At 63.6% G+C, this 23903-nt stretch carries 32 protein-coding genes, 2 tRNA genes and 2 pseudogenes; 15 read left to right on the forward strand and 21 right to left on the reverse strand.

From position 1 onward, the window contains the following. The first annotated feature begins 117 nt into the window (after positions 1 to 117). A complete protein-coding gene (locus OQF70_RS05145) occupies positions 118 to 339 on the forward strand; it encodes a HalOD1 output domain-containing protein (protein ID WP_280536268.1) in 222 nt (73 codons plus the stop codon). Positions 340 to 385: 46 nt separating this feature from the next. Here the strand turns inward: OQF70_RS05145 and OQF70_RS05150 are convergent. The 9 genes and pseudogenes from OQF70_RS05150 to OQF70_RS05185 form a co-directional block, all read right to left on the reverse strand. Further along, positions 386 to 660, reverse strand: a pseudogene (locus OQF70_RS05150) (aminotransferase class V-fold PLP-dependent enzyme); the annotation flags it as partial. A 15-nt stretch (positions 661 to 675) separates the two neighbouring features. Further along, on the reverse strand, positions 676 to 1014 hold the full coding sequence (locus tag OQF70_RS05155; protein WP_280536269.1) for a thioredoxin family protein: 339 nt from the start codon (positions 1012 to 1014) through the stop codon (positions 676 to 678). 117 nt (positions 1015 to 1131) lie between these two features. Then, the gene (locus OQF70_RS05160; protein WP_280536271.1) at positions 1132 to 1758 is read right to left on the reverse strand and encodes a DUF1641 domain-containing protein; all 627 of its coding nucleotides are present in this window, start codon (positions 1756 to 1758) and stop codon (positions 1132 to 1134) included. A 2-nt stretch (positions 1759 to 1760) separates the two neighbouring features. Continuing rightward, a complete protein-coding gene (locus OQF70_RS05165; RefSeq protein WP_280536272.1) occupies positions 1761 to 2906 on the reverse strand; it encodes an FAD/NAD(P)-binding oxidoreductase in 1146 nt (381 codons plus the stop codon). Then, entirely contained in the window at positions 2903 to 3139 is a 237-nt protein-coding gene (locus OQF70_RS05170) for a sulfurtransferase TusA family protein (protein ID WP_280536273.1), read from the reverse strand. Before OQF70_RS05170 ends, OQF70_RS05165 begins: the two co-directional genes overlap by 4 nt. 128 nt (positions 3140 to 3267) lie before the next feature. Then, positions 3268 to 3738: pseudogene (locus OQF70_RS05175) on the reverse strand (class I SAM-dependent methyltransferase). 2 nt (positions 3739 to 3740) lie between these two features. Beyond that, a complete protein-coding gene (locus OQF70_RS13460; protein ID WP_343218145.1) occupies positions 3741 to 3851 on the reverse strand; it encodes a YgaP-like transmembrane domain in 111 nt (36 codons plus the stop codon). Positions 3852 to 4054: 203 nt separating this feature from the next. After that, positions 4055 to 5305, reverse strand: coding sequence for a M20/M25/M40 family metallo-hydrolase (locus OQF70_RS05180; RefSeq protein WP_280536274.1), 1251 nt, complete (start codon positions 5303 to 5305; stop codon positions 4055 to 4057). 208 nt (positions 5306 to 5513) lie between these two features. Continuing rightward, positions 5514 to 5840, reverse strand: a complete 327-nt coding sequence (locus OQF70_RS05185) for a helix-turn-helix domain-containing protein (RefSeq protein ID WP_280536275.1) — start codon at positions 5838 to 5840, stop codon at positions 5514 to 5516. Between the two features lie 252 nt (positions 5841 to 6092). Between OQF70_RS05185 and OQF70_RS05190 the strand changes: the two genes are divergently transcribed. After that, complete coding sequence (locus OQF70_RS05190; protein WP_280536276.1) at positions 6093 to 6533, forward strand: DUF302 domain-containing protein; 441 nt, start codon at positions 6093 to 6095, stop codon at positions 6531 to 6533. Between the two features lie 132 nt (positions 6534 to 6665). Here OQF70_RS05190 and OQF70_RS05195 read toward each other — a convergent pair. After that, a tRNA-Arg gene (locus OQF70_RS05195) sits at positions 6666 to 6740 on the reverse strand. 116 nt (positions 6741 to 6856) lie between these two features. Here OQF70_RS05195 and OQF70_RS05200 point away from each other — a divergent pair. Then, complete coding sequence (locus OQF70_RS05200) at positions 6857 to 7705, forward strand: geranylgeranylglycerol-phosphate geranylgeranyltransferase (RefSeq protein WP_280536277.1); 849 nt, start codon at positions 6857 to 6859, stop codon at positions 7703 to 7705. Positions 7706 to 7849: 144 nt separating this feature from the next. After that, the gene (locus tag OQF70_RS05205) at positions 7850 to 8458 is read left to right on the forward strand and encodes a recombinase RecA (protein ID WP_280536278.1); all 609 of its coding nucleotides are present in this window, start codon (positions 7850 to 7852) and stop codon (positions 8456 to 8458) included. Between the two features lie 48 nt (positions 8459 to 8506). On the opposite strand, the gene msrA is transcribed toward OQF70_RS05205, so the two are convergent. Further along, on the reverse strand, positions 8507 to 9049 hold the full coding sequence (msrA, locus tag OQF70_RS05210; protein ID WP_280536279.1) for a peptide-methionine (S)-S-oxide reductase MsrA: 543 nt from the start codon (positions 9047 to 9049) through the stop codon (positions 8507 to 8509). Between the two features lie 213 nt (positions 9050 to 9262). Here msrA and OQF70_RS05215 point away from each other — a divergent pair, with 213 nt between their 5' ends. From OQF70_RS05215 to OQF70_RS05240, 6 genes are all read left to right on the forward strand, one after another. Further along, positions 9263 to 9418, forward strand: a complete 156-nt coding sequence (locus tag OQF70_RS05215) for a hypothetical protein (RefSeq protein ID WP_177167412.1) — start codon at positions 9263 to 9265, stop codon at positions 9416 to 9418. Positions 9419 to 9556: 138 nt separating this feature from the next. Further along, a complete protein-coding gene (locus OQF70_RS05220; protein ID WP_280536280.1) occupies positions 9557 to 10342 on the forward strand; it encodes an ABC transporter ATP-binding protein in 786 nt (261 codons plus the stop codon). A gap of 7 nt (positions 10343 to 10349) precedes the next feature. Further along, the gene (locus tag OQF70_RS05225; RefSeq protein WP_280536281.1) at positions 10350 to 11783 is read left to right on the forward strand and encodes a hypothetical protein; all 1434 of its coding nucleotides are present in this window, start codon (positions 10350 to 10352) and stop codon (positions 11781 to 11783) included. 355 nt (positions 11784 to 12138) lie between these two features. Next, positions 12139 to 12363: a hypothetical protein gene (locus OQF70_RS05230; RefSeq protein WP_280536283.1), complete on the forward strand. Its 225-nt coding sequence runs from the start codon at positions 12139 to 12141 to the stop codon at positions 12361 to 12363. Between the two features lie 86 nt (positions 12364 to 12449). Further along, positions 12450 to 12725: a hypothetical protein gene (locus OQF70_RS05235; protein ID WP_280536284.1), complete on the forward strand. Its 276-nt coding sequence runs from the start codon at positions 12450 to 12452 to the stop codon at positions 12723 to 12725. Beyond that, positions 12726 to 12971: a type II toxin-antitoxin system HicA family toxin gene (locus OQF70_RS05240; RefSeq protein WP_280536285.1), complete on the forward strand. Its 246-nt coding sequence runs from the start codon at positions 12726 to 12728 to the stop codon at positions 12969 to 12971. It begins immediately after the preceding gene. A 321-nt stretch (positions 12972 to 13292) separates the two neighbouring features. On the opposite strand, the gene OQF70_RS05245 is transcribed toward OQF70_RS05240, so the two are convergent. The 5 genes from OQF70_RS05245 to OQF70_RS05265 all read right to left on the reverse strand — a co-directional run bounded on the left by OQF70_RS05245 (position 13293) and on the right by OQF70_RS05265 (position 16144). Continuing rightward, entirely contained in the window at positions 13293 to 13880 is a 588-nt protein-coding gene (locus OQF70_RS05245; protein ID WP_280536286.1) for a hypothetical protein, read from the reverse strand. Positions 13881 to 14127: 247 nt separating this feature from the next. Then, positions 14128 to 14301 (reverse strand) — tRNA-Trp (locus OQF70_RS05250). A gap of 96 nt (positions 14302 to 14397) precedes the next feature. Further along, positions 14398 to 14622: a DUF5795 family protein gene (locus OQF70_RS05255; protein WP_280536287.1), complete on the reverse strand. Its 225-nt coding sequence runs from the start codon at positions 14620 to 14622 to the stop codon at positions 14398 to 14400. A 115-nt stretch (positions 14623 to 14737) separates the two neighbouring features. Further along, positions 14738 to 15943 (reverse strand): DUF5794 domain-containing protein, encoded by a 1206-nt coding sequence (locus tag OQF70_RS05260; protein WP_280536289.1) that lies wholly within the window; start codon positions 15941 to 15943, stop codon positions 14738 to 14740. Next, positions 15944 to 16144 (reverse strand): hypothetical protein, encoded by a 201-nt coding sequence (locus tag OQF70_RS05265; RefSeq protein WP_280536290.1) that lies wholly within the window; start codon positions 16142 to 16144, stop codon positions 15944 to 15946. It lies immediately after the preceding gene. Positions 16145 to 16500: 356 nt separating this feature from the next. On the opposite strand from OQF70_RS05265, the gene guaB reads away from it, so the two are divergent. Continuing rightward, complete coding sequence (guaB, locus tag OQF70_RS05270) at positions 16501 to 17997, forward strand: IMP dehydrogenase (protein WP_280536291.1); 1497 nt, start codon at positions 16501 to 16503, stop codon at positions 17995 to 17997. Between the two features lie 183 nt (positions 17998 to 18180). Then, positions 18181 to 18807 carry a HalX domain-containing protein gene (locus OQF70_RS05275; RefSeq protein WP_280536293.1) on the forward strand — a complete coding sequence of 209 codons (627 nt, stop codon included), beginning with the start codon at positions 18181 to 18183 and terminating at the stop codon, positions 18805 to 18807. 80 nt (positions 18808 to 18887) lie between these two features. Here the strand turns inward: OQF70_RS05275 and OQF70_RS05280 are convergent, their stop codons facing one another. The 5 genes from OQF70_RS05280 to OQF70_RS05300 form a co-directional block, all read right to left on the reverse strand. Next, entirely contained in the window at positions 18888 to 19781 is an 894-nt protein-coding gene (locus tag OQF70_RS05280; RefSeq protein ID WP_280536294.1) for a mechanosensitive ion channel family protein, read from the reverse strand. Continuing rightward, positions 19781 to 20026, reverse strand: a complete 246-nt coding sequence (locus OQF70_RS05285) for a YhbY family RNA-binding protein (protein ID WP_280536295.1) — start codon at positions 20024 to 20026, stop codon at positions 19781 to 19783. Before OQF70_RS05285 ends, OQF70_RS05280 begins: the two co-directional genes overlap by 1 nt. A gap of 107 nt (positions 20027 to 20133) precedes the next feature. Then, positions 20134 to 20412, reverse strand: a complete 279-nt coding sequence (locus tag OQF70_RS05290; protein WP_280536296.1) for a ribonuclease P — start codon at positions 20410 to 20412, stop codon at positions 20134 to 20136. Positions 20413 to 20456: 44 nt separating this feature from the next. Next, complete coding sequence (locus OQF70_RS05295) at positions 20457 to 20921, reverse strand: hypothetical protein (protein WP_280536297.1); 465 nt, start codon at positions 20919 to 20921, stop codon at positions 20457 to 20459. Positions 20922 to 21132: 211 nt separating this feature from the next. Beyond that, positions 21133 to 21327, reverse strand: coding sequence for a cold shock domain-containing protein (locus OQF70_RS05300; protein ID WP_021074435.1), 195 nt, complete (start codon positions 21325 to 21327; stop codon positions 21133 to 21135). A 97-nt stretch (positions 21328 to 21424) separates the two neighbouring features. Between OQF70_RS05300 and OQF70_RS05305 the strand changes: the two genes are divergently transcribed. The 3 genes from OQF70_RS05305 (at position 21425) to OQF70_RS05315 (ending at position 23814) form a co-directional block, all read left to right on the forward strand. Next, on the forward strand, positions 21425 to 22057 hold the full coding sequence (locus tag OQF70_RS05305) for an IS6 family transposase (protein WP_280536299.1): 633 nt from the start codon (positions 21425 to 21427) through the stop codon (positions 22055 to 22057). A 60-nt stretch (positions 22058 to 22117) separates the two neighbouring features. After that, a complete protein-coding gene (locus tag OQF70_RS05310) occupies positions 22118 to 22282 on the forward strand; it encodes a hypothetical protein (protein WP_280536300.1) in 165 nt (54 codons plus the stop codon). Between the two features lie 146 nt (positions 22283 to 22428). Continuing rightward, on the forward strand, positions 22429 to 23814 hold the full coding sequence (locus tag OQF70_RS05315; RefSeq protein WP_280536301.1) for a permease: 1386 nt from the start codon (positions 22429 to 22431) through the stop codon (positions 23812 to 23814). The last annotated feature ends 89 nt before the right edge of the window (positions 23815 to 23903 follow it).

Genomic DNA, 23903 nt, shown 5'->3' on the forward strand with positions numbered 1-23903 from the left:
TTGGGCGTATGGGAGACGATGACGGCGGTGTATCCCCGCCCTACTGCGCTACTCAGCCTTCGGCCTGCGTTGCTCGTTGAGGGCGGGGGCTTACCGCCTGCATTCAGCTAACCGCCGATGAACGAACTCGAGAATCCGATTCCCCAGATTGTCGAGGCCGTCGCGGAGACGGAGGACGTCGAGCCAGTCACGCTCGAGCCGCCGCTAGCCGAGGTCGTCGATCCGGATGCAGTAGAACCGTTAGTCGAGGATTCGACGGCGTCTGGCCTCGAGATTCGATTCGAGGATCGTGATCACGACATTCTCGTCGACGACAGCGGTCGCGTACAGGTCGACTAAAGCAGACAGAACTTCTCCTCGGTAGCGGTGTCCCACCGACGGTCACTCCAGCAGAGCGTTTGATACCCGCGGTCGTGCTCTCCGTGAGCGCGATCTCGTCGGCGTCCGCACCGACGAAGGTGGCGACGCGCTCCCGCACGCGGTCATAGTGTCGAACGCCTCGTACGGGTCGTTTCGCGTGCTCGTCTCGTACTCGTGTGACTGCACGAACTCGTCAGCAGCCTCGACGACGTACCGTGGGCTCGGCCCGTGGGCACCGAAATTCAGGTAGACGTCCTCGTGCAAGGCGGGCGTGTCGGCGCGGAGTTCCCTCGGGCTCATCTCGATGTCGGTGAGTTAGTCCCGATACTGGGTGATCAGTTCGCGAAGCGTCTGTTCGTTCTGGCCGCCTCGGAGCCGTTTCACCGGTTGCCCGTCGACGAACAGGACGAACGTGGGCGTGCTCTGGGCACCGAACTCGATGGCAGTTTCGAGATTTGATTCGATGTCGATCGTCAGGATCGTCGCGTCAGTGTCTTCCGCGAGTGTTTCGAGAACCGGCTTCATTCGTGTGCAGGTGCCACACCACTCCGTGTAGAACTCCACGAGTGCGACGCTGCTGTCTTCGACGACCGTTTCGAGGTCGTCGTCTCCAAGCGAAACCACGCGGTCCATCTCCGCTGTCTGTGTTGCCATTACGATACCATACGCGCCTGATGTTTAATAGTCTTGGGGCAACCACACAATACAATTTGGCTTGGTAGCTCCCCCAGCGACAGCGACTGGGAGAGCGACCCGGTCCAAAGAGACCGATCAGTGTGACTTCGTGGTCGATTGCGCACGGCCGAGCGCGCCTGCAAGCACCAGCAGGTAGCCCAGCCCATACTGGACATCCGGATCACGTAATCCGCGAAGCAGACCAACGGCCCCAACCTGCTCGGGAGAGCTCTGCTCGGCTTCTCCGACGCTCTCCAGCAGCGTTTGGATGCCATCACGAATATCGTCGTCCGCGGCCGTCTGCGCGACCTCGCCGACCGCAGCACCGGTACCGGCCAGTGATGTGACCATCTCGTCGTCGAGCGCCGCGGTCGCCAGCGAGCCTACCTCCGCGAGTTCGGCCAATTCGTCGAGCGTCCCGCTTTGCTGGAGCACGACGAGCGTGTCGAGCGCTTCGCGCAGTTCGTCGCCGTTCTCCCCGACTGTCTCGGCCAGTGCCACGGTCTCGTCCGTCGCGAGGCCGTCGGCGGACTCGGCGAGCGTCGACCCCGTGGCCGAGAGCTCGCGGACCATCTCGTCGTCGAGCGCGCTCTCGCCCAGCGAGATGACGTCCAGTAGCTCGTTGACGGCGTCGAGGTGCTCCACGAATTCGGCGACAGCTTCGGGGTTCCGTTCGATTGCCGCCTCCAACTCGGACGGGTCAGGGTTCTGCGGTTCAGACATGATCAGAGCAGTCCTCGTGCAGTCAGCCAGTAGGACTCGTTGTACGCCAGCTTCGACCAGTGAAGTTTCTCCGAGGGCGGCGCCGGCGACGGCGGATTCTCGTAATCGAACTCGACGAACGAGGCCGCATCCATCCCCGTCTCGATGAAGCACAGCGTCTTCCCGTCATAGGTCGCCGTCGCCGGGCGGCCGCGAATCTCGCTGGCGAGGCGCTGGCCGACGACGCCGGCCTGGTAGTGCGCGACGCTGCCCGCGTTCGGGACACCGGTGTCGGCGGTGTCGCCGAGCGCGTAGACGTTCTCAGCGGCCTCGGCTTCCAGCGTGTGCTTGTCGGCGTCGACCCAGCCGTCGTCGCCAAGCCCCGCCTCCTCGATGAGGTCGACGCCGGCGTGGGGCGGGATCGTCACGAGGAGATCGTAATCGAGTTCGGTCCCCTCCATCGACGTGATGGTTTTCGTCTCGGGGTCGATCGACTCGGCGTTGAAGAACGTCTCCACGTGGATGTCCCGTTCCTCCATAAGCGGGCGAGCCCACTCGGCGATGTGGGGGTTGCCGTGGACACGCTGGATCGGATACGTGTACGTGATATCGACATCCTCCCGGAGGCCGCGCTCGCGGAGCCAGTCGTCGGCCATAAAGACGAACTCCAGTGGGGCGGCCGGACACATGTGGGGCGTCCCGATGACGCTCAACACGAGGTCACCGTCAGTGAACTCCAGCAGTTCGTCGCGCAGGTCGGTGGCTCCCGACTCGCTGTAGTAGTCGTGACCGCCCTCCGTGAGGCCCGGAATCTGGTCGGGCTCCAGCGTCGACCCGGTCGCCAGCACGAGGTGATCGTAGCTGACTGGTGGAACATTCCCGTGGAACTGGAGCCGCTGGGCCTCGGTGTCGATGTCGGATACGCGGTCGATCCGGAGGTCGATTGCGTCGTCGACGAGGTCGTCGAGCTGGCGACGACCGTCGTCGAGTTCGCGCTGACCGAACGGCACGTACAGCCAGACCGGCTTGTAGACGTGGTCGGGGTCGTCGTTGACCAGCGTGACGCGGACGTCGCCGGCGTCGAGTTCGGGTTCGAGTCGGTCGGCAAGGTCGTTCGCGAGGACGGTCCCGCCGGTCCCGCCGCCGACGATAACGACGTGCTCGGTCATGCTTTCTCCACGTAGAACGCGTTGTGGTCGTCGAGCTCTTCGACCGCGAGTAGTTCGTTACCGGCCTCCTCGGCCCACTCGGGAACGTCGGTGAGCGACTGGTCGTTGTCGCTCAGCAGTCGGATCACGTCCCCCGACTCGGCGCTCCGAATCTTTCCAATGAGGTCCATCAACGGGCCGGGGCATGCTGCGCCTCTGGCATCAACGGTTTCGTCAGGTTCGATATCAGTCATAGGGAGCTCACAGGTGACAGTTGGAACTTCCTCCTATTAGTATTGTGTGTGAGTTCCAAGATTCTGGAAATCCATAACGGTGGGAGAGGCGATCGAAGCGTAATTTTGAAATCGGAGAGGAGGAATGATTATCGCTCGAATATGAGCGCGTAGTGGTACGACGGCAACTCGACCAGGCGGTCGAGCGTGAACGCTGCGGCCGGAAGCACGACATCTTCAGTTTCTCTCGGTGTCATCCGAAGGTTCGTCGGGGGGCCCGAGATGCAGATCCGACAGTCGTCGTTTCACGTTGGCGATCACGCCAATTGACGATGATCAGGCTTCGGCCAGCCGTGAATCGGAACGATATTCTCGATGTCCTGTTGCTCTGCAAGATCATCGAGTTCATCGAGCAGTGACGCATCCAGGTCGATGGCGTAAACAGGCACAGGTTCGACAATTCGAGCAGCTGGGAGCGCAAAGTAACCGCTTCCACAGCCGACTTCGGCGGCCGACTCGCCCGACTCGACGCCGAGTTCCCGGAGCGTTGCGCCGGGTGTCGGCTAGAGTTTGCTCCACCAGTCCCAATCGGGTTGGCCGGTATTCTGGAATGGTTCCATCCCTATCGGGATCCCGACGTATCCACTCCCAGCAGGCGATACAGGAGACAGACTTGAACGAGCCCAGTCCCGACGAGAACGAGATCCAGCAGCGCCAGCACTGTGCCGACCACCGTCCCAACTCCAAGCAGCCCCCCCGAGTGAGGCCAATCCGACAACCGCCAAACCCAGTCCGATAGCGATCCGGATTCGTCCGTCTATCGGAACAATATTGTTCTGTATACCGATAAATATACTATACTACTACCAGCTACGTCTTTCCCGACGACTGCTCCCGCCGCCCAAGCAGTCCGGCACAACCGCCAGCCTGGAGGCGTTACTGATCAAGCTGGGACTCCCACCGTGCTGGTAGCTGAGCGTAAACGACGGCGTTGTCGACGAGTACGTCCACCGGAACGTACTCATCCGGCGCATGGACGGTGTCGGTTCCGAGCGCAAACTCGACGGTCGGGATGCCCACATTCCGGAATTTCTTGGCGTCACCACCACCCGTAGCGCTCCGTCTGAAGACGCGATTACCCGTGATCTCCTCCGCGGTCGACGCAACGGCTTCGACGAGTGGGCTGGCAGGAGCTTCGGCCGTCCCAACGCTCCAAGAGACGTCGGCGATTGTGATACCGGTACAGTCGGCAACGCACTCGCGAATCTCAGCGAGCACATCGGGCGTGTGGACACCTGCGATCAGTCGCACGTCAACTTCGGCGTGCGCAGACTGCGGGACGGTGTTTATCGCGTCCCCGCCCTCGAGAACGCCGAGATTGATCGAGGGGTACCAGAACAGCTCTCGAGCGGTGGCCTCACCCATCGAGGGGGCGTAGTATTCGACTGATTCCGCGACGATCGGTGCCACGTCAGCGTCGATTCCGAGTCGCTGGGTGCCAAACCGTTCGCGCATCGTCCCGATGGCGTCGTAGAGTCTGTCGATAGCATTGACACCGAGTACCGGCCGGGAGCCGTGGGCTCCCTCACCGATGGCTTCGAGCGTCAGCCAGATGCTGCCCCGGTCCGCAATTGTGACGGAGTGACGGCCTTCCTCGCAGGTCGGCTCGCCAATCACGCATGCGTCAGCGTCGATCTCTCCAGCATCCAGTACCGCTGGCAAGCCGGCGTCACCACCCACTTCCTCGTCGCTCACGAACGCGAATTGGAGGTCGACAGGTGGCTCCGTGTCGGTGGCTGCGAAGGCCTGAATTGCGAACAGCATCGACGCCACGGCACCTTTCATATCGGTTGCACCGCGGCCGTAGACGTGTTCATCGACGATCTCGCCAAGTGGAGCGTGGGACCAGGCTTCGGCGTCGAAAGGCACCGTATCGAGGTGGCCATTATATAACAGTGTGTGGTCAGACTCACCCGGTAGTCGAACGAGCAGATTCGGCTTTGCTGGATCAGCTGCAAAACGCTCCACTTCGACCGGAAGCGGGTCGAGGAATCGTTCGATTTCGGCGACAATATCACGCGTGTCGCCGGGCGGGTTCGACGTGTCAATTTCGAGAAGGTCGAGGGTGAGCCCGACCAGTTCCTGTCGGTGAGCTCGCACGTACTCGGATGGCGTAGCGTCACTCATTCGTCCGTTACCTTCCTCCCCTCGAGGACTTTCACCGCGGTGAGAACCGGGTCACAGACTGGGCTGAACGGCAGTGCATATGCCAAATCAGCGTTCTGAAGTTCAGTTATAGTCATACCAACCATTATGTATCCGTTTGAACCCCGCCGTCGTATTTATTTTGTGCAGCACACACAATACCACCTCAGATAGGATTTGAACGAGAGGGTCAGAGACAGGACCCAATCGGCTGCTTCTCTCGATCCGCCGAGTCTCGGCTATAGCGGTCTTCAAACTCTTGAATAAGCTGTCCGATGGCCGCATACCAATCGTTGAGCAATCGCTGCATATCGTGTGCAATGTCCTCGGGTGTCCCCGGACGATACACGTAGTAGTACCCCCCGTGCTCGTAGTTCACTTGCTCCTGTACTACCACGCCGGCCTCAAGAAGCCGAGAAATCGATCGATATGCAGTCGAGCGCTCACAATCCATCCAATCTGCGACGTCGTCGACGGTGAGATCATTCCCCGCCTGTTGTAGCAGTTGAAAGACCATCTGATCGCGCTCGTTGAGCCCGTGAATACAGCCCAGGAGGTCGAGACACCCCAGGTCGCGTCGAGGTCCTCACGCACTGACGTGGCCACCATATTCGAAGAGAGGGTGGCAGAGGCGATTAAAGCTGTTCCCGAATATTACAATACTCCAGTGACAGATTAGGTACTGGAGTGACCCTTTTCCCATAGAGATACGTGTTCGAGGCAGAATACCCAAAGTGACTTTGTGTTGAAGCCCCACGATAATACACGAATGACGCTCCCAATCGACCCAAGCCAGATCGACCCGGACGACATCGGCGAAGAACAGGCGACCCTCGAGATGAGCCACGAGGACGCGATCGAACACGTCCGGGACGTGTTCACGGACGCCGGCTTCGGCGTCCCGGTCGAGTTCTCGCCCTCCGAGATGCTCAACGAGAAGGTCGACGCCGGTCGCGACCCCTACTACGTCCTCGGCGCGTGCAACCCCGAGGTGGCCGACCGCGCGCTCGACGCAACCGACAACAAGCTCGGTGCACTCATGGCCTGCAACGTCGTTATCTGGGAGGAGGACCCCGACAAGCAGGTCGTCTACCACGTCTCCATCATGCGCATCGCCCGCCTCGTCGGCATGGCGCCCGACAACGAGGAGATGGCGGATATTGTCGCCGACACTGGCGAGCTCGTCGACGAGGCGTTCGCGAACCTCTAAGATGGGCTCTGGTGGATCACCAGACTGGGGCGACCCCGTGATGCAATATAACGAACCTGATCGCCAGGACACCCACACTCTTTAAAGGGAAGGCGCCGCTGCCCGGTGTATCCTAATCGTTATGCCGCGTAATGGGCGCTGGAGGATTTGAACCCCCGACAACTTGGTCCGAAGCCAAGCACTCTGTCCAAACTGAGCTAAGCGCCCTCGCTTCTCGATTACGGGTTGCCCGGTTTAAGTCTCGCGATTCGGGACGGGATTGTCACGGCGTGCCGTCCGGGCGAACCGCCACGCTTTTTGAGCACTCGCGGGAGAGGCGGAGTATGTCGATGCGTCGGCAGGCTCGGGGAGCGATCGAACTCACGCGGCCGCTGAACGCGATCGCCGCCGGCGTGTTGACCGGGACCGGCGCGTACGTCGCCGGCGGCGCGATCCTGGGCGCCGACCGGGTCGTCGTGCTTGCGGCCGTCGTCGCGACGGTGTGTGCGACCGGGGCCGGCAACGCGGTGAACGACTACTTCGACCGCGAGATCGATCGGGTGAATCGTCCCGATCGACCGATCCCTCGGGGAGCGATCACCGCACGGGGGGCGCTGCTGGTCAGCCTCGGGCTGTTCGCGGGCGCCGTGGTGACGGCACTCCTGCTCCCGCCGGCGGCGATCGCGTTGGCCGTCTTCAACCTGGTGCTGCTGGTCGCCTACACGGAGCTGTTCAAGGGACTGCCCGGCGTCGGCAACGTCGTCGTCGGATTCCTGACGGGATCCACGTTCCTCTTCGGCGGCGCCGCGGTCGGGGCCCCCCTCGAGGCGGGCGTCCTGTTCGTGCTCGCGGCCATCGCGACGGTTACACGGGAGATAATCAAGGACGTCGAGGACGTCGCCGGCGACCGGGAGGAGGGGCTCACCACCCTCCCGATCGCGATCGGCGAACGACGGTCGCTGTGGATCGGACTCGCGTTGCTCGTCGTCGCGATCGTCGCGAGCGCCGGTCCATACGTCTGGGGGACCTTCGGATGCGCCTATCTCGTCCTCATCGTCCCGGCGGACGCGGTGATGCTCGTCGCCGCCGTGCAGTCGTTCAGCGATCCCGCAAGCGCACAGCGACGAGTGAAAGCCGGGATGTTTCTGGCCGTGATCGCCTTCATCGCCGGGCGGGCGGTTCCCCTCGGGTGATCGGGGTCTTTCCCCACCTCGCGCGGTAATCAAAAAGAATAATATCCGCACCGCATATCGTTGTGACACCCAATGATTCCCGGCAGGACGGTCGCGGAACCGATCGGCCGTCGCTGGTCGGCGCGGGACCGATGAGGACCACAGATGTATGACCTCCGCCCCCATCTCGAGACGGCGGTCGAGCCGGGCACGAACCTTCTGCTCAGCGGACCGGCCCTGACCGGCAAGCGAAGCCTCGCGCTCGACATTCTGGCCGATGGTACCGAGAGCGGGGAGTCCGCCATCATCGTCACGACGAAGGACAACGGCGACCGCGTGCTCGAGGAGTTCGGCACCCGGATCGACTATGCGGACAAGCCGGTGGCGGTCGTCGACTGTGTCACCCGCCAGCAGGGCGTCGGTGACGCCCGCGACGACGACCGGATCAAGTACACCTCCTCGCCGGTCGACATGACCGGGATCGGGATCAATCTCTCGGAGTTCCTCGAGGAGTTCTACACCGACCGCGGGATCGAGCGCAACCGCATCATGGTCCACTCGCTGTCGACGCTGTTGATGTATGCGGAGCTACAGACCGTCTTCCGGTTCCTCCACGTCTTCACCGGCCGCGTCCAGAGCGTCGGCGGGTTCGGGCTCTTCTGTATCGACTCGAGCGCCCACGACGACCAGACGATGAACACCCTCAAACAGCTCTTCGACGGCATCATCACCACGAGCGAGGACGCGGAACCGACGATCCGGCTCGGCAAGTAGGATCCGGCGCCGAACGGCGGCCATCCCGCACGGCCACCGCGGCGGTCGCTACGCGGTCTGTTCCTCGCGGAACCGTTCGCGGACTGTCTCCACCTTCGGCTGGGCGTGCATCCGACAGTAGGCGTCCTCGGGGTTCTTCTCGAAGTAGTTCTGGTGGTTCTCCTCGGCCCGCCAGAACGTCTCCAGCGGTTCGATCGCGGTGACGATCGGGTCGTCGTACCCGCCCTCGGCGGCAAGCGCCTCGACGTACGCCTCGGCCTGCTGCCGCTGGTCCGCGTCGTGTGTCAGGATGATCGATCGGTACTGTGAGCCCACGTCGGGCCCCTGCCGGTTCAGCTGTGTCGGATCGTGAACGGTGAAGAACACCTCGAGCAGGTCGGCGTACTCGAGGACGTCCGGATCGAACTCCACCTGAACCACCTCCGCGTGGCCCGTCTCGCCCGTGCAGACCTCCCGGTAGGTCGGGTCCGCGGTCTCGCCGCCTGCATAGCCCGACGTCACCGACCCGACGCCCGATACCGCGAGAAACGCCGCCTCGATACACCAGAAGCAGCCGCCGCCGACCGTCGCCGTCGCCGTGGTCTCGCTCATACAGCCGATACGCTCGCCGTCGCCTTAATCCCGACGGGTGACTGGAACGCCGTTGGCCGGATCGCCGTCGACCGGATCGTCGTCAACCGATCCCGGAGCGTCCGACGGTCCCCCGACGCGGTCTCGATCGGGGTCCTCCGACCCCTGGATGTGAATCGGTGACAATGGCCTCGGCCAAAAGCACTACCTAGGACGACTCCCAACTCCCGATCGATGCCGGAATGTCGGAACTGCGGCTCGTTCGTGACGGAACGCTACGTCCGGGTGTTCGCCCCGCCGGAACTCGACGCCGTCCGCGTCTGTCCCGACTGTGAGGACATGGTCCGCGACGGGGCCGGCGTCAGGGAAGCCCGATCGAAACGTGTGTGAGACGGAGCCGAGTGCGGCACATCGACCGGGTCGAACCACTGGAACGGGTGGTGTCGCTGCGCCCGGTCGTGGACCCCACACCGACGGTTCCCGGATCCTCCGGTACGGCTTTGTACCGTCTGTCGAAACCACTGCCCGATGACCGCGATCTCCGCGAAAAACCTCCGGAAGACCTACGGCGAGGTCCGGGCACTCGACGGGCTCTCCGTCGCCGTCGACCGCGGCGAGCTGTACGGCTTCCTCGGCCCGAACGGCGCGGGCAAGACGACCACGATGGAGATACTCACGGGGCAGCTTCGTCCCGATGCGGGGCACCTTGAGGTGCTCGGAACCGATCCGTCCATGGAGCCGGTAGCGACCCGAGAGCGCGTCGGGATCCTCCCGGAACAGCTTTCGCCCCCGAGCTTTCTCACTCCGCGGGAGTACTTCGACTTCGTCGGCCGCGTTCGCGATCTCGACGAGCCGACGGTTCGCGATCGTGTCGCGACGTGGGCCGATCGCCTCGGCTACGCCGGAACGCTCGACACGCTCTGTGCGGATCTTTCACGCGGCCAGCAACAGAAGGTGATGGTGACCCAGGCGTTCCTGCACGAGCCCGCGGCGGTCTTCATCGACGAACCGCTGGCGAACCTCGACCCGATCGTTCAAGAGCGGGTCAAGCGTGCCCTCCGCGAGTACGCCGCGGCCGACAACGCCGTGTTCGTGTCGACGCACAACGTCGAGGTCGCCCAGGACATCTGCACGCGGGTGGGAATCGTGTCCGACGGCCGGATCGTCGCCGAGCGTGCCGCCGAAGCCTTCGCCGAGGAGTCCCTTCTCGACGTCTTTCTCGATGCGGTTGAGACGGCCGATCCGGCGGATTCGGCCGGCCAGACGGCGACGTCCGATTCCGATTCGGTCTCGTCGCCGCCGGGAGGGGCGTGAGGGGACGATGACCCGCGCCACGCGCACCGTGTTCCGCGAGCTGTTGCGGCAGGAATGGCGGCTCCACGCGCGGCTGTTCGGCGGCACGCGCTTTGCGCCGTTTCCCCTCCTCGTCGCGGTGCTCTCGGCTGGCGGCATCGCCGGCGCGTACTACGGACGAACCGATGTCCCGACGCTGTATACCGCCGTTCACGTCCTCGTGTTCGGGTTCGGCCTGTATACGGGTACCGCCGTCCTCGTCGGGGCCGAGATGGTGGAGCGCGTCCTCGGCGACGTGACGCTGTTGTCGTCCGTCTTTCGGACGCTTCCCGTCTCGCGTCGGACGCTGATCGGCCTGTTCGTCCTGTCCGACGTGTGTTACTACCTGGTCCTGTTCGTGTTACCGATCGCGCTCGGCTTCTCGCCGCTCGTCGCCATCGGCGTGATCCCGCTGACCGCCGTCCCGTGGGTGTGGGTCTCGCTGTCGCTGGTCTTTGCCGCGGGGCTGACCCTGTCGGTCGCGGCCATTGCGGCTCGAACGCGCGGCGCCCCCCGATGGGTGGTCATCGGCCTGCTGGGAATCGGTACCGTCGGCCTCGCCTCGCTGGGATCGCTCACACCGGCCTGGGCCGCGCTGGTCGTCGTCGATGACGGCCCGCTCGCGGCGATCGGCGTCGCCGCCGCCGTCCTGGTCGGCGGTACGGCCGCGTTCCGTGTGTACGACCCGGACATACGACGCCCCGCCCGCACGCGCTCCAACCGCTTCCGCGCCCTGGAGCGTCGCCTCCCCGCGGAGACGGCGGGGCTGCTCACCAAGACGCTGCTCGATCTCGGCCGGTCAACCGGCGGCTTCGCCAAGCCGTTCGTCTCCGTCGGGCTCCTGTTCGCGCTCGTGGCGGCCCTCGTCGACCTCGTGGAATCGATCGTCGGTCTTCGGCCCGCGACCGGCGTCTTCTTCGGCGCCGTCCTCGCGTTGAGCGCGTTCACCACGTACAACTGGCTCACGCAGTTCGACGGCGTCGACGAGTACCTCCTGTTACCCATCTCGGTCGCCGACGTCTTCCGCGCGAAGCGCCTCGCCTTCCTCATCATCGGCGTGCCCGCCGCCGGCGTCACCTACCTCGCCGCGCTCGTGGTCTTCCCCACGACCCCCGTCGACGCGCTGCTCGGGGCGGCCGTGCTCGCGGGCTGTGCGCTCTACTTCTACGGGCTCACCGTCTCCATCGCCGGGTTCTCGCCCAACGAGTTCCTCTTCGATACGGCCCGCTTTCTCGCCTTCTTCCTCGGCGTCGCCCTGCCGTTGATCCCGCTCCTGCTCGTCGGATTCGTCGTCGTCCCGCGAACGCTTTCCGCACCGGCGATCGGTGGAACGCTTCTCGCCGCCGTCGGCCTCGGCGGGCTGGGACTGTGGCTCTCCGATCGCGCTGCCGATCGGTGGGCCGAAACCTACCGCGCCGGCTAGCCGCAGGACGCGTTCGGACGGTCGCTGACGACCCGGTGCCCGTGCCGGGTGGAGGAACTTCGCGGGACGCGGTGGACAGTGACCCCCCGGTAGGCAGTGAGTATATTTATGTCCACCCGACGAACCGCCGGTGTCGGAGCGATCCGACCGGCGGCGCCGATCCGAACGTCGATCCCCCACACCACCACCCGATTCGTCCCACGATCGGCGTCGCCGATTCTTCGCAGAATCCCGCCACCCCGTCGGTGCCATCCCCGTCGGTCCGCGACCGAACGGGCCGTTCCGATCGGTTGCAGCCCCCGGGAATACGCGTAGCGAACCCATAACTACCCGATACGGGCCGTTCTCCCCGTGTATGCCCGCCACCGAATCGGACGACGTCGAGGTGGTCGTCGGGCTCGTTCTGGATCATCCCGGCTGTACGGCCGCCGAACTCTCCGAGCTCGTGGCCGCCGAGGGGCTCGATCCCCGCCGGACGAACCGGCTCCTCCAGGCCGCGGTTCGACGCGGCGACGTCATCGTCTCCCGATCGACGTTCTGGGCGATCCGGGACACCTTCGACGGCTTCGAGGAGATCTAGACGTCGGTGGTCGGGCTGGTTCACGCCGACGTCGACGGACTGGAGGACGCCGAACACTTATTCGCTCAGGGGACCGTATCTGAGGTATGGCGAGCGCGACACGCGACGCTCCCGATGATGAGGGCGTGATCTTCATTCGGGAGGACGACGGCTCGGTCACGGCCAAGGACTTACAGACGGGACTGGCTCGTGGCGGCGACACCCGGGGCGAGGCGCTCCGCTACCTTTCGGAGGTCCTGGAGCTACACGAGGGCGGCGGCGAGCCGATCGACGATCCCGACGCGTTCCTCGAGGAGGAGCTGGGGATCGATCCCGACGAGGTTCCTGACGAGCCGAAGGACCTCCCCGAGTTTATGCAGTAGATGGTCCGGACCACGTTCTCCGGACGCGAGATCATCGGCGTACTGACCGACTTCGGCTACACGCCCGTCTCCCGTGAGGGAAGCCACGTCCGGCTCCGGTACGAAAACACCGATACTGGCGAGGTTCGGCTCGTCGACGTCCCGCAACACGACGAGATCAGGATCGGCACGTTGCACTCGATCGCCAACCAGTGCGGCGCCGAGGACTTTCACGCGTGGTGTCGGTGGATCGACGAGCATTCCTAACAGCGTGTGAACACGAGGGATCGACCGCAACGATATCGAGTACCACCGAAAGTCGAAGAACGGCACGAGAGCAGGAGCCGTGACCGACGAAGCCATTGAGGATTTCAAGCAGGCGATGGACAGCCAGCGCGAAGAGGTCTGAGAGACGCTCGCCGACGATCTCGATGCAAAGCACGGCGTTCGCGTCGACGCTGACGGCCGCGAGCGTATCCACCCTTTCGCGTGGGAGAATCCGAGACATTTTGAGCCGGGTAACGGTTTCCCGTGTCCAATGAATCAAGTGGTGTGAAAACCCGCACTCGTTCAGGGGTCAGTCGATAGTTACTTCGCGGACCCGTCAATCGGGATGTTGAGCCTTCTCGCCAGTTCGAACTCCGCGTCATCGTAGATGTGTTGGGTCGTCTCCGGGATGTGCGCCGTGACCGAGAAAGACGCCTGCCCCGGACTTTTCATCGTACAGAAGAGGCACGGACCGTGCTCGTCTCCGCCCAGTAGATAGTTTTCAAGTTCCGAGGGCGTTTCAGGGAGGTCAAGCATCAGGACGAGTTCGCTAATGAGGTCGTATTCAAGGGCGCTCCACGTATCGCCGAGATCGCGGAGATAGTGGGCTTCTCCGGAATCGACCACGTTGCCGTCTTCGTCGAACACTTCGTCCCCGATCGGTTCCGTCTCCAATTCATCGGGATCGAGGTACGCGGTGATGGTAAGCGAGTCTTTGTCGCGGAAACTCTGGAGGCTCACCGTACCGATCGCGCCGTATTCCGGCTCACCAATATCGCCTTCCTCTTTGATACTAAGGACGAGTTGGCGGATTTCATCGCGGAGTGCTTCGCGTTCGTCCTCAGTCAGCGGACTGTCGAGCCAGAGGTCGTTGCTGTAGTAATTCTCGGGGAGCGGCGCGTGATTCATACAGCAGTCAATAGACGAGCCCACTATTTAGTGAGTTCCCCAATGAGTGCCCGTTCTCGCCGCGCGTGGCTCCGACAAGGATTGAACTATCGACGATCTCAAACGGCCGGCCGTGAAATCCTGGCTACCGCAGGACGGCTTCAATTGGGAAACAGGTCGGTTCAACACCGAACCTAACATCCTGATCCAAATCGTAAAACGGCAATAGAGACACTGCATCTACCATTACCGCGTGAATTAAGGTACATGGGGCCGGAGGGATTTGAACCCCCGATCGACTGATATCTCCGGTTTGCCTCGGTACTCCAGAACGTCGTCAACACGAGCGATGATCAGTCGCCCGCTCGGTATATCAGTCTGGAGTTCGTCACCGGGCGTCACCTCTGGAGTCAGTCGCCATGCCTGGCTTGGCCACAGCCCCGTTCTCGCGTTCCACCGTTACCGAGGTCTCGCTAAAGGGGTTTCGATCCGGTTCGACCGACCGCGGGCGATCGGCGTCGATCGACGTGGCGATCAGTCAGTCGCGATCGTCGGCGGCCCAGTCGCACTCCTGGCATTTCCGGCCGACGACGAACTCGGTCACCGACGGCATATAGCCCACCTGGATCACGTCGCCGCCACACGCCGGACAGTCCTCGTCGGCGTCCTCGATCGACTCCGCCTCGAGCACCGACTCCCCCTCGATCAGTTCCGCCAACGTTTCCGGCGTTACCATTCGTCCCTGGACGACACGGTTGCTCATACACGTTCCTGGCGGGGCGCTCCCTAAAACACGACGGTCGAGCCATCGCCGCCGGGCAGGCTGCTCAACGAGGTCGAACCCGGTCGACCCGGTCGACCCGATCGACGACCGCAGTTTACAACCACGGCGCGCGGGTTGCGCCCGTGTCGCCGTCGGCGTATGCCGGGTCGGCATCGGGGTCGTCGGCCATGTCGGAACCGGCATCCTCGGCGTCGTCGGCTCCGGCGTCGTGGTCGGCTCCAACGCCGTCGTCGGCCTCCGAGAGCCCGAACGCCGACGGCGCACGGGGCGTGTTCGCCGGGTCGCGGTCGGCAACGACGCCCGCGGAGCCGCCGTTGGGGGCGGGGCGCGGGACGGCGCCGTGGGCGTTCACGTCGACGGCGACGAGCGAGGGATCCACGCCCGCGATCCGGTCCGGCGCCTCGGGGACGTCGATCGGGAGCGGGTCGGGCCCACCGCGGGGTTCCTTGCGCCCCTCGACGTCCCGGTCGTCGACGTCGTCATCGTCGCCGTGGTCGTCCACACCACCGTCGGGATCGTCGGGACCGCCGCCGAGGCCGCCGCGGCGACCGCTTGCCGTCACTGACGGATCGGCGTCGGGATCGTAGGCGAACAGGCCCGTGACCACGAGCACCGCCAGGGCGATCGGCGCGTCCGTCTGGAGGATCCCCAGGATGGGGAGCGCGAGGACGCCAAGCGCCACGGCGGAGCCGAAGCGGAAGCGGTCAATGTTGACGTGGCCCCGGAGCTGGGGAGCCGCGAGGGCGACGAACAGCGCGAAGCCGACGCCGACCGCCGCCGCCGCGGCGCCCCGGGCGACGATCGACGGGTCACTCGAGAACGCCAACTCGGCTCCCGCGGGCGAGATGCTCGCGACGAGGCCGAGAGCGATGATGACGCTGGGGGACGGGAGCACGTCACCGATCTTCGCGGAAGCCGTCTTGGCGGCGATCGTCAGGATGACGAGTCCCGCGAACCGCTGGAAGACCTCGAGATCGAGGAGACCCGCAAGCGTCGGGGCGATCGCGGCCTGCAGGGCGGCAAGCGGCACGATGAGTGCGCCGATGAGCAACACCGACGTGACCTGTTCACGTCGGGTGCCGTCCATCTCCGCGAGGATGACCGCCATCGTCGCGGAGCCGCCGAAGATCAGCAGGCCCGTCTCGAGGATGCCAATCGGCGTCGACAGCGCGCCGGCCAACACGAGCGCCGGGAAGATCCCGTCGATGAGCGGGAGCGCCATCACCGTGGCTAACAGCTTGGTTGCACCGCCAACCTGGCGTTCCAGCCGGAGTGCGACGGGGTGCTGGGAAACGCTCATTCAGGCAGGTAAGCCCTGACCGTGGGGCAAACGGCAATATCCGACCGATCCACGATGGCCGAGCCGCTGGATCGTGGCGTCGAAGCCGGACCGGTCCGAGCAGTTGCCAGTAAATGTAAATGTGCCGGCATTCGCGTTCGCGTCGACGGCGACGCTCGGCTGCCCGGCAACACTCATACTGGCGGAACTGTCGGAGTCCATACGCATACTTACTGAGTATGGGAGCATAAACGTTGTGCGAGTGACGTTCGCATACGACGCCGATTGCGTGTGACGATCACGTGTTATTTCGATATTTCTGATCGAATGGTCAGTTATTTGCTGGCGGGGAGGATGCTCGGCCACAGCGTGTGTTCGGAGTCGTCGGTACCCCCGTCCACGCCTCGGGAGTTCGTGACCCATCGGTCGGATATACCGGCGTGCTCCGACCCGCGTGATCCTGTGTGATCCTTCTTGTCTGATCCGTCCGTGTGTACAGATCCCGACCGTAGATGTGATACAGTTGCACGTCGATGCGGACTCGCAACGTTTTTGCGGGCGACGCGATGACGGTTTATATGGCGACAGACGATCCAACGACCGGACCCTTCTCCGAGAAGCTTCGTGTGCCAGAGGCATTGACGTTCGACGACGTGTTGTTGCGCCCTAAGGAGAGCCGCGTCGAGCCCGACGAGGCCGACGTCTCGAGTCGCGTCTCGAAAAACGTCGAGATCAACGTTCCCGTGCTCTCGGCGGCGATGGACACCGTCACCGAATCCGACCTGGCGATCGCGATGGCCCGCGAGGGCGGGATCGGCGTCCTCCACCGCAACATGACCGTCGAGGAGACCGCCGAGGAGGTCGAACGCATCAAGCGCGCCCACGAACTCGTCATCCGGCGTGAGGACGTCGTGACCGTGACGCCGGGGATGACCGTCCGGGAGGCCGACGCCACGATGGAGCGCGAGGGCGTCTCGGGCGCGCCGGTCGTCGACGAGGACGACGCCGTGCTCGGGATCATCTCCGGGACCGACATCCGGCCGTACCTCGAGGTCGGCGACGAGGATGCGGTCCGGGAGGCGATGACCGACGAGGTCATCACCGCCGGCGAGGACGTGACCGCTCGAGAGGCGCTCGAGCTGATGTACGACCACAAGATCGAGCGCGTGCCGGTCGTCGACGACCGGAACCGCCTCGTGGGACTCGTGACGATGCAGGGGATCCTCCAGCGGCGCGAACACGAACAGGCCGCCCGCGACGAGGACGGTCGGCTGCTGGCCGGCGTCGCGGTTGGCCCCTTCGAGGAGGAGCGCGCGGTCGCAGCCGATGAAGCGGGCGCCGACGTCCTCTTCATCGACTGTGCCCACGCCCACAACCTGGACGTTCTCGAGTCCGCCGAGGCGATCAAGGAGACCGTCGACGCCGACGTCGTCGTCGGGAACGTCGGGACCCGCGAGGCGGCCCAGGCGGCCGCCGACTTCGCGGACGGACTCAAGGTCGGGATCGGACCGGGATCGATCTGTACGACCCGCGTCGTCTCCGGTGCCGGAATGCCCCAGATAACTGCCGTCTCCGAGGTCGCCGACGTCGCGTCGGCGGCCGACGTGCCGGTCATCGCCGACGGCGGGATACGGTATTCCGGCGACGCGATCAAGGCGATCGCCGCCGGCGCGGACGCGGTGATGCTCGGCTCCTACTTCGCGGGCACCGACGAGGCGCCCGGCCGTGTCATCACGATGAACGGCAAGAAGTACAAACAGTACCGCGGGATGGGATCGGTCGGCGCGATGCAGTCCGGCGGCGGCGATCGGTACCTCAAGGACGCCGACGAGGACGAGGACTTCGTCCCCGAAGGCGTGGAGGCGGCGACGCCGTACAAGGGATCGATCGCGTCCGAACTCTACCAGCTCGTCGGCGGAATGCGGTCCGGGATGGGCTACGTCGGCGCCGAGACGATCCCGGAGGTCAAATCGCGCGCCGAGTTCGTGCGCGTCTCCGCGGCCGGCCAGACCGAGGGCCACCCCCACGACGTGATGATCACCGACGAAGCCCCGAACTACAGCCCGAACGAGTAACGCCGGTTCGGGGGACGCCCGGATCCGTCCCCGCCGTGACCCACCCGCTTCCGATCACGAACGTGGATCCATCCCCATCGATCGGCCCCTCGAGTACCGGCGAGATCGATCGACAAGGGGTATTTTGATATAGCGTGACGACACACACTCGAACGAGCGACTCAGTCGCGATCTCGATGACCTATGAGTGAGGAACCTCCCCTCGTCCTCGTCGTGGAGGACGAGCCCGACCTGGCAGACCTGTACGCCGCGTGGCTGGGCGATGAGTACCGCATCCGTACCGCGTACGGCGGTCGGGAGGCACTCGATGCTCTCGATGAGGACATCGACGTGATCCTGCTGGATAGACGGATGCCCGGCCTGTCCGGTGACGAGGTGCTCGAGACAGTTCGTGATCGCGGGATCGACTGTCGCGTCGCGATGGTGACCGCTGTCGAGCCGGATTTCGACATCGTCGCGATGGGATTCGACGACTACCTCGTCAAGCCCGTCACGAAGGACGCCCTCCGCGAGACGGTTGACGAGCTCTACGAACGCAGCCAGTACGACGCCGGCGTCCAGGAGTTCTTCTCGCTGGCGTCGAAGAAGGCGCTGTTGGAGTCCGAAAAGAGCCAGGCCGCCCTCGAGGAGAGCACGGAGTACCAGCAGCTCGCCACGGACCTCGACGCGCTCAAGGAGAACCTCGATGATGCGGTTACCAGCCTGGACTCACACACGGACTTCGAGACGCTGTTCCGTGGCTTCGGCGACGGAACGCCGGATGACGCGTCGATCGAGGACTTGACCGATCCCGACCCCGACGACGTATAAGCGGCCGACCTCACACGCGGGCGACGGCGCGCGCCATCCACTTTCTCACTCAAAACGCGATTCGCGCCACGACCGATCGATCAGGCCTCATCCCCGAAGGCCGGCGGTTCTTCCCACGCGCCGCGCCCGGAGACGGTTCGCTGCGGGAACGGAATGGAGATGCCCTCCTCGTCGAAGCGTTGCTTCACCGCCGTAACGTACTCGCCACGAGTTCTGACGAAGTCCGCCCGCGAGGGGTTGTCGATCCAGATCCGCGATTGGAGCCCGACGAAGGAATCCCCCAACTCGGTGAGCCGAACTGACGGTGCGGGGTCGGCGAGGATGTCGTCCCGTTTTTCGGCCTCCTCGATGATGATCGTCGTCGCGCGGTCGATGTCGTCCTCGTAATCGATCCCGAAGAGGAACTTCAGCCGGAGGGTGTCCTTGGCGACCGGATTCTTCACGACGCCACTCGTCAGCACGTAGTTCGGCACGGTCAGCAGTTCGTTGTCGAACGTTCGAATCCGTGTGACCCGAAATGAGATGTCCTCGACGACGCCCGAGTAGTCACCGCCGCCCCATTCGACCCAGTCACCGATGCGGAAGGGCCGGTCGGTGTAGATGAACACGCCGGCGACGAAGTTTCGGATGACCTCCTGCAGGGCAAAGCCGATCGCGAGCGTCGCCGCGGCGGCGATCGTCGCAAGCGACCGGAGGAAGCTTCCGTAGCCGGCGAGTCCAAACGCGATCGCGATCCCGGCAAACAGGACGACGATCGAGGCGATCTTGGTGAGGGGCCGGCGCGCGTGCGGTTCGACGCCCCGCTCCTCGAGGACGCGATCGACGAGCGGCGACAGGAGCGCCCGGTTCCCCACGAACACGATCGCGACCACGGCGAGGAAGACGATCGCGGATGCCAGTGTTTCCGCCAGTGCGTTGCCCACGATCGGGGCGAGCACGTCGGCGATCGGTGCCACCTGCGCGGGGATCCCCATCAGTGGAACACCGCCGTGTTCCCACGCGTCTCGATCAGGTCGGCGTCGACCGTCGCCGCCAGCTCGTCGGCCAGTTCCGCGGTGTCGGTCCCGCCGCGGGCCGACCGAAGGAACTTGACTTTCACGAGCGTGCGGTCGTCGAGTTGGTCGGCGAGTTCGTCTACGACTGCGTCGATCCCGGCCTTGCCGACCCACACCGTGACGTCGAGGTCGTGTGCCTGCTTCCGGAGCTCTTGGTCCGTCATATACCCACGCAAACGCCGCCACTAGTTGAAACTTGAGGCTTCGACCGCCGACCGTGACGGTGACACACGGGGAAAACGATCGAGTCGACGCCCGGCCACACTGTGGACTAGGAGAACGGATACCGGTGTGTCGCGCCACACTCCAGACACCGAACGACGACCCGGCTCGCGCGCGTCCGAACGCGGGCGGTCACGCCGGGGCGGAGATAGACGTCACAATCGGAACACGTCTTGCGTTCGAACTCCCGAGGAAGGCGGGCCCGACTGCGCTCGGCGATCCGCTTCGCGCGGCGGACGTACGTGCGGGCCCGGTCGTGCTCGCCCGCGACGATCGCTTCACGGGCCAGGGGAAGTAGCCGTTCGATGCGCTCCTCGGGAATGCCCATATCGAACCCGCGTGACGACCGGAAAAAGGTATTGCGAAGCCGGCCTAGTCGTCCTCGAGCGCCTGCGCGATGCGCTGGAGCTGTCGGGTCGCGTCGCGGACCTCATCGCGGAGCTGACGGACTTCGCGCACGAGCTCCTCGTTGCCGACGTCGTCGCCGTCTCCCTCACCGGGACGACCGCCGGGTCCGCCGGCGGCACCGCCGGGGCCGCCGCCCATCCCGCCTGGAGCGCCGCCCGGACCGCCGCCGCCCATCATTCCGGACATCATCTGTGCGAACGGGTTGCCGCCGCCACCCATCCCGCCGGGGCCGCCACCGCCACCCATCATCTCCTCGGGGCTCGGTCGGTCACCCTCGCCCTCCTCGCGCTCCTGTTCGCGTCGCTCGCGGATCTCCTCGACCCGCTCGCGGAAGGACTTTTCCTCGCCGTCCCCGTCGGCCCCGTTGGCTCCATTGGATCCGTCGGCGTCGGCCGGTTCGTCCGCGTCCGTGGACTCGTCGTCTGCCATAGGGCGGGTTTCGAGACCCCGTCCGAAAAGCGTTGTTCCTCGGCATCGATCGACACCTCGTGAGCGAGACGGCCACACGATCGACGCGCAGTCTGTCGGTTCCCGGCGTGTCAGTTTATAACTCGTCACGCGCCGGCCACGGCGCCGTCGCTACGCCGCGTGTGTCGCCCGTCGGGAAAAACGCGAACTCGATCGACGTCGCTGGTCGGCCTCAGAGACGGGTGAGGTTGGTCGCCCGCGGCCCTTTTTCAGCTTCCTCGATCTCGAATTCGACTTCCTGTCCCTCTTCGAGGTCCGGGCCGCCGACGTCCTCCATGTGGAAGAAAACGTCCTCGTCCGCGTCCTCGCTCTCGATGAATCCATAGCCTCCGGTGTCGTTGAAGAAGGCCACTGTACCTGTCGCCATCGCGTTTCCATACACGCACAACCGGCAAATAAACGTTTGGGCCGTGTTCCGCGGTCGCGTTAAGTTAGAGGATGAGGCGGACGATGTCTGAGTGTCTATGGCAGAAATCGACCGCCTCAGCGAGTCTACCGAGTGGATCGACTTGGGTTTTGTGGAGCGAGAGCGGACACCCCGCGAGATCATTGAAAAGGGTATTCGCCACCACCTTGCAGGACTCTCACTTTCGAATACAGTTGTTCTTTTTGAGGATTTGGGTGTCGATCGGAGCCGAACAGCGGTTCATAACTGGGTTCACAAGGCTGATCTACAGCCAGCTGGCGGTGAAAGTCCGGATCGCGTTGCTGTCGATCAGAAGGCGATCCGGATCAATTCCGAACAGTACTGGCTGTACGCTGCTGTCGATCCGGAAACCAACAGAATACTCCATTCCCGACTGTTTCCAACGTATACGATCCCGATCGGTCGAGAGTTCTTGGTCGAAGTAGCTGAGAAACACGACGTTGAAGATGCGCTGTTTCTCGTCGATGACGCCGACGATCTCAACGGAGCGCTTCGGCGTGAAAATCTCAGCTTCCGCGTCGAAATCCACGGCTTCAGAAACGCAGTTAGACGTATCTTTCGTGAAATACAACGGAGAACTTCTTCGTTTTCAAACTGTTTCAGCCACGTCGATCCACCGACCGCGGAAACGTGGTTACAAGCCCACGCCGTCTGGTGGAATTATGATTAAGTTAACACCGCGCCGAGGCTCAGACTAACCTTTATAGACGTTGCAGGTGAACGTTTACAGATGGGCCTCTTCAGTGACGTCGGACGGAAGTTCGAGAAAACGAAGCAGGCAGTAATCGATGGCAAGCGAGCAAAGTACGTCTGTGTCTCCTGTGAGGAACCCGTCGATGAAAACTACGAATACTGTCCGCACTGTGGTGAAGAATCGGTCGAATCGGTGACGTAATACTACGCACTGACCATTCAATGCGGTTGTGTCTTTGATCGACGCTTTCTACCGACCCGTTTTCTTTTGAATTCCTACTTCCCACGGCTCGGAGCCGAACTATCTGAAGGAAAACTGCAAAAGATGATCCCTGCGAAATGATCCCTATGGTGGAGACGATGACTGCTGGTGTCCTCGAAGCGCTTCGCATCGGTGTCGGCTTCCTGTGGACGGCGGCATGGGCGATCATTATGGGACTCACGATCACGAGTCTCGTCCAGGTCTACGTCTCCAAAGAACGAATGGCACAGGTGCTTGGCGACGGTGATCTAAGCGGGCTCACCAGAGCGACTGCCTTCGGAGCAGCAAGCAGTGGCTGTAGTTTCGGGGCCGTCGCGATCGGGAAGGGGCTGTTCAAGAAGGGGGCCCACGCGGTGAACTTTCTCGCGTTCATGTTCGCGTCGACGAACCTCATCGTCGAACTCGGGCTGATGATCCTGATCCTGCTGGGCTGGGAGTTCCTTCTCGCGGAGTTGCTGGGCGGTCTCATTCTCATCGTCGTGATGGCCGTCATCGTCCATCTCACGCTCCCGGAGAACCTCTTCGATGAGGTCAGGGAGACGCTCAACGAGCGCGATCAGGAGTCCGGTATCACCGAGGACCCGACTTGCGGGATGGAGGGCACGGACGAGTACACGCTCACGACCGACGGCGGTGAGACGCTCACATTCTGCTCGGAAGGCTGTATGGAGACCTACCTACAGGAGGCGTCCAGCCGTGGCGGCTGGCGCGAGGAGTTGCTGTCGTGGGGTGGCTGGTACAAGGTCGGGAACCAGTACCGCAAGGAGTGGTCGATGATCTGGAAGGACGTCATCGCCGGCTTCCTCATCTCGGGGTTCGTCATCGTTTTCGTCCCGCAGAGGGTGTGGAATACGCTGTTCATCCAGGGCGACGGCTTGCTCGTGACTGCCGAGAACGCCATTATGGGTGTCGCCATTGCCGTCCTCAGTTTCGTCGGGAGTATGGGTAACGTTCCGTTCGCCGTCGCGCTCTGGGGTGGCGGCATCAGCTTTGCCGGCGTCATCGCGTTCGTCTACGCCGACCTCATCACGATCCCCGTATTGAACGTCTATCGGAAGTACTACGGCTGGAAGATCATGCTGTACATCCTCGGCGTCTTCTTCGTCACGATGGCGTTCACCGGCTTCCTTATGGAGTTGCTGTTCGATGCTCTCGGTATCGTTCCAGACCTGGCGGGTGGCGAGACGGCGACGGAGCAGACGTACTTCGAACTCAACTACACGTTCTACCTCAACATCATCGCCTTCGCGCTCTCCGGGTTCCTCCTGTACGTATACCGTCGTGGCCTCGGAGCGCCTGGCCAGTACCGTGACCCCGTCTGTGGGATGCGGACCGACGACAGCGATCCAGCGGCGACGCACGATGGCGAAACGTACCACTTCTGCTCACAGACGTGCAAGGAGACCTTCGAGGAGGACCCCGACGAATACACCACCGGACATCCGATGGCGATGGAGGGACACGACCACTGATGGAGTCTCATCGAAAATCCCGGTTGTCAGCTCGTTGTTGATATATGGACAATGCCGCTGACGGGGACATATTGAACGCGCTACAATGC

The sequence above is a fragment of the Halopenitus sp. POP-27 genome, assembly GCF_029889855.1.
In the GTDB taxonomy this organism is placed as follows: domain Archaea; phylum Halobacteriota; class Halobacteria; order Halobacteriales; family Haloferacaceae; genus Halopenitus; species Halopenitus malekzadehii.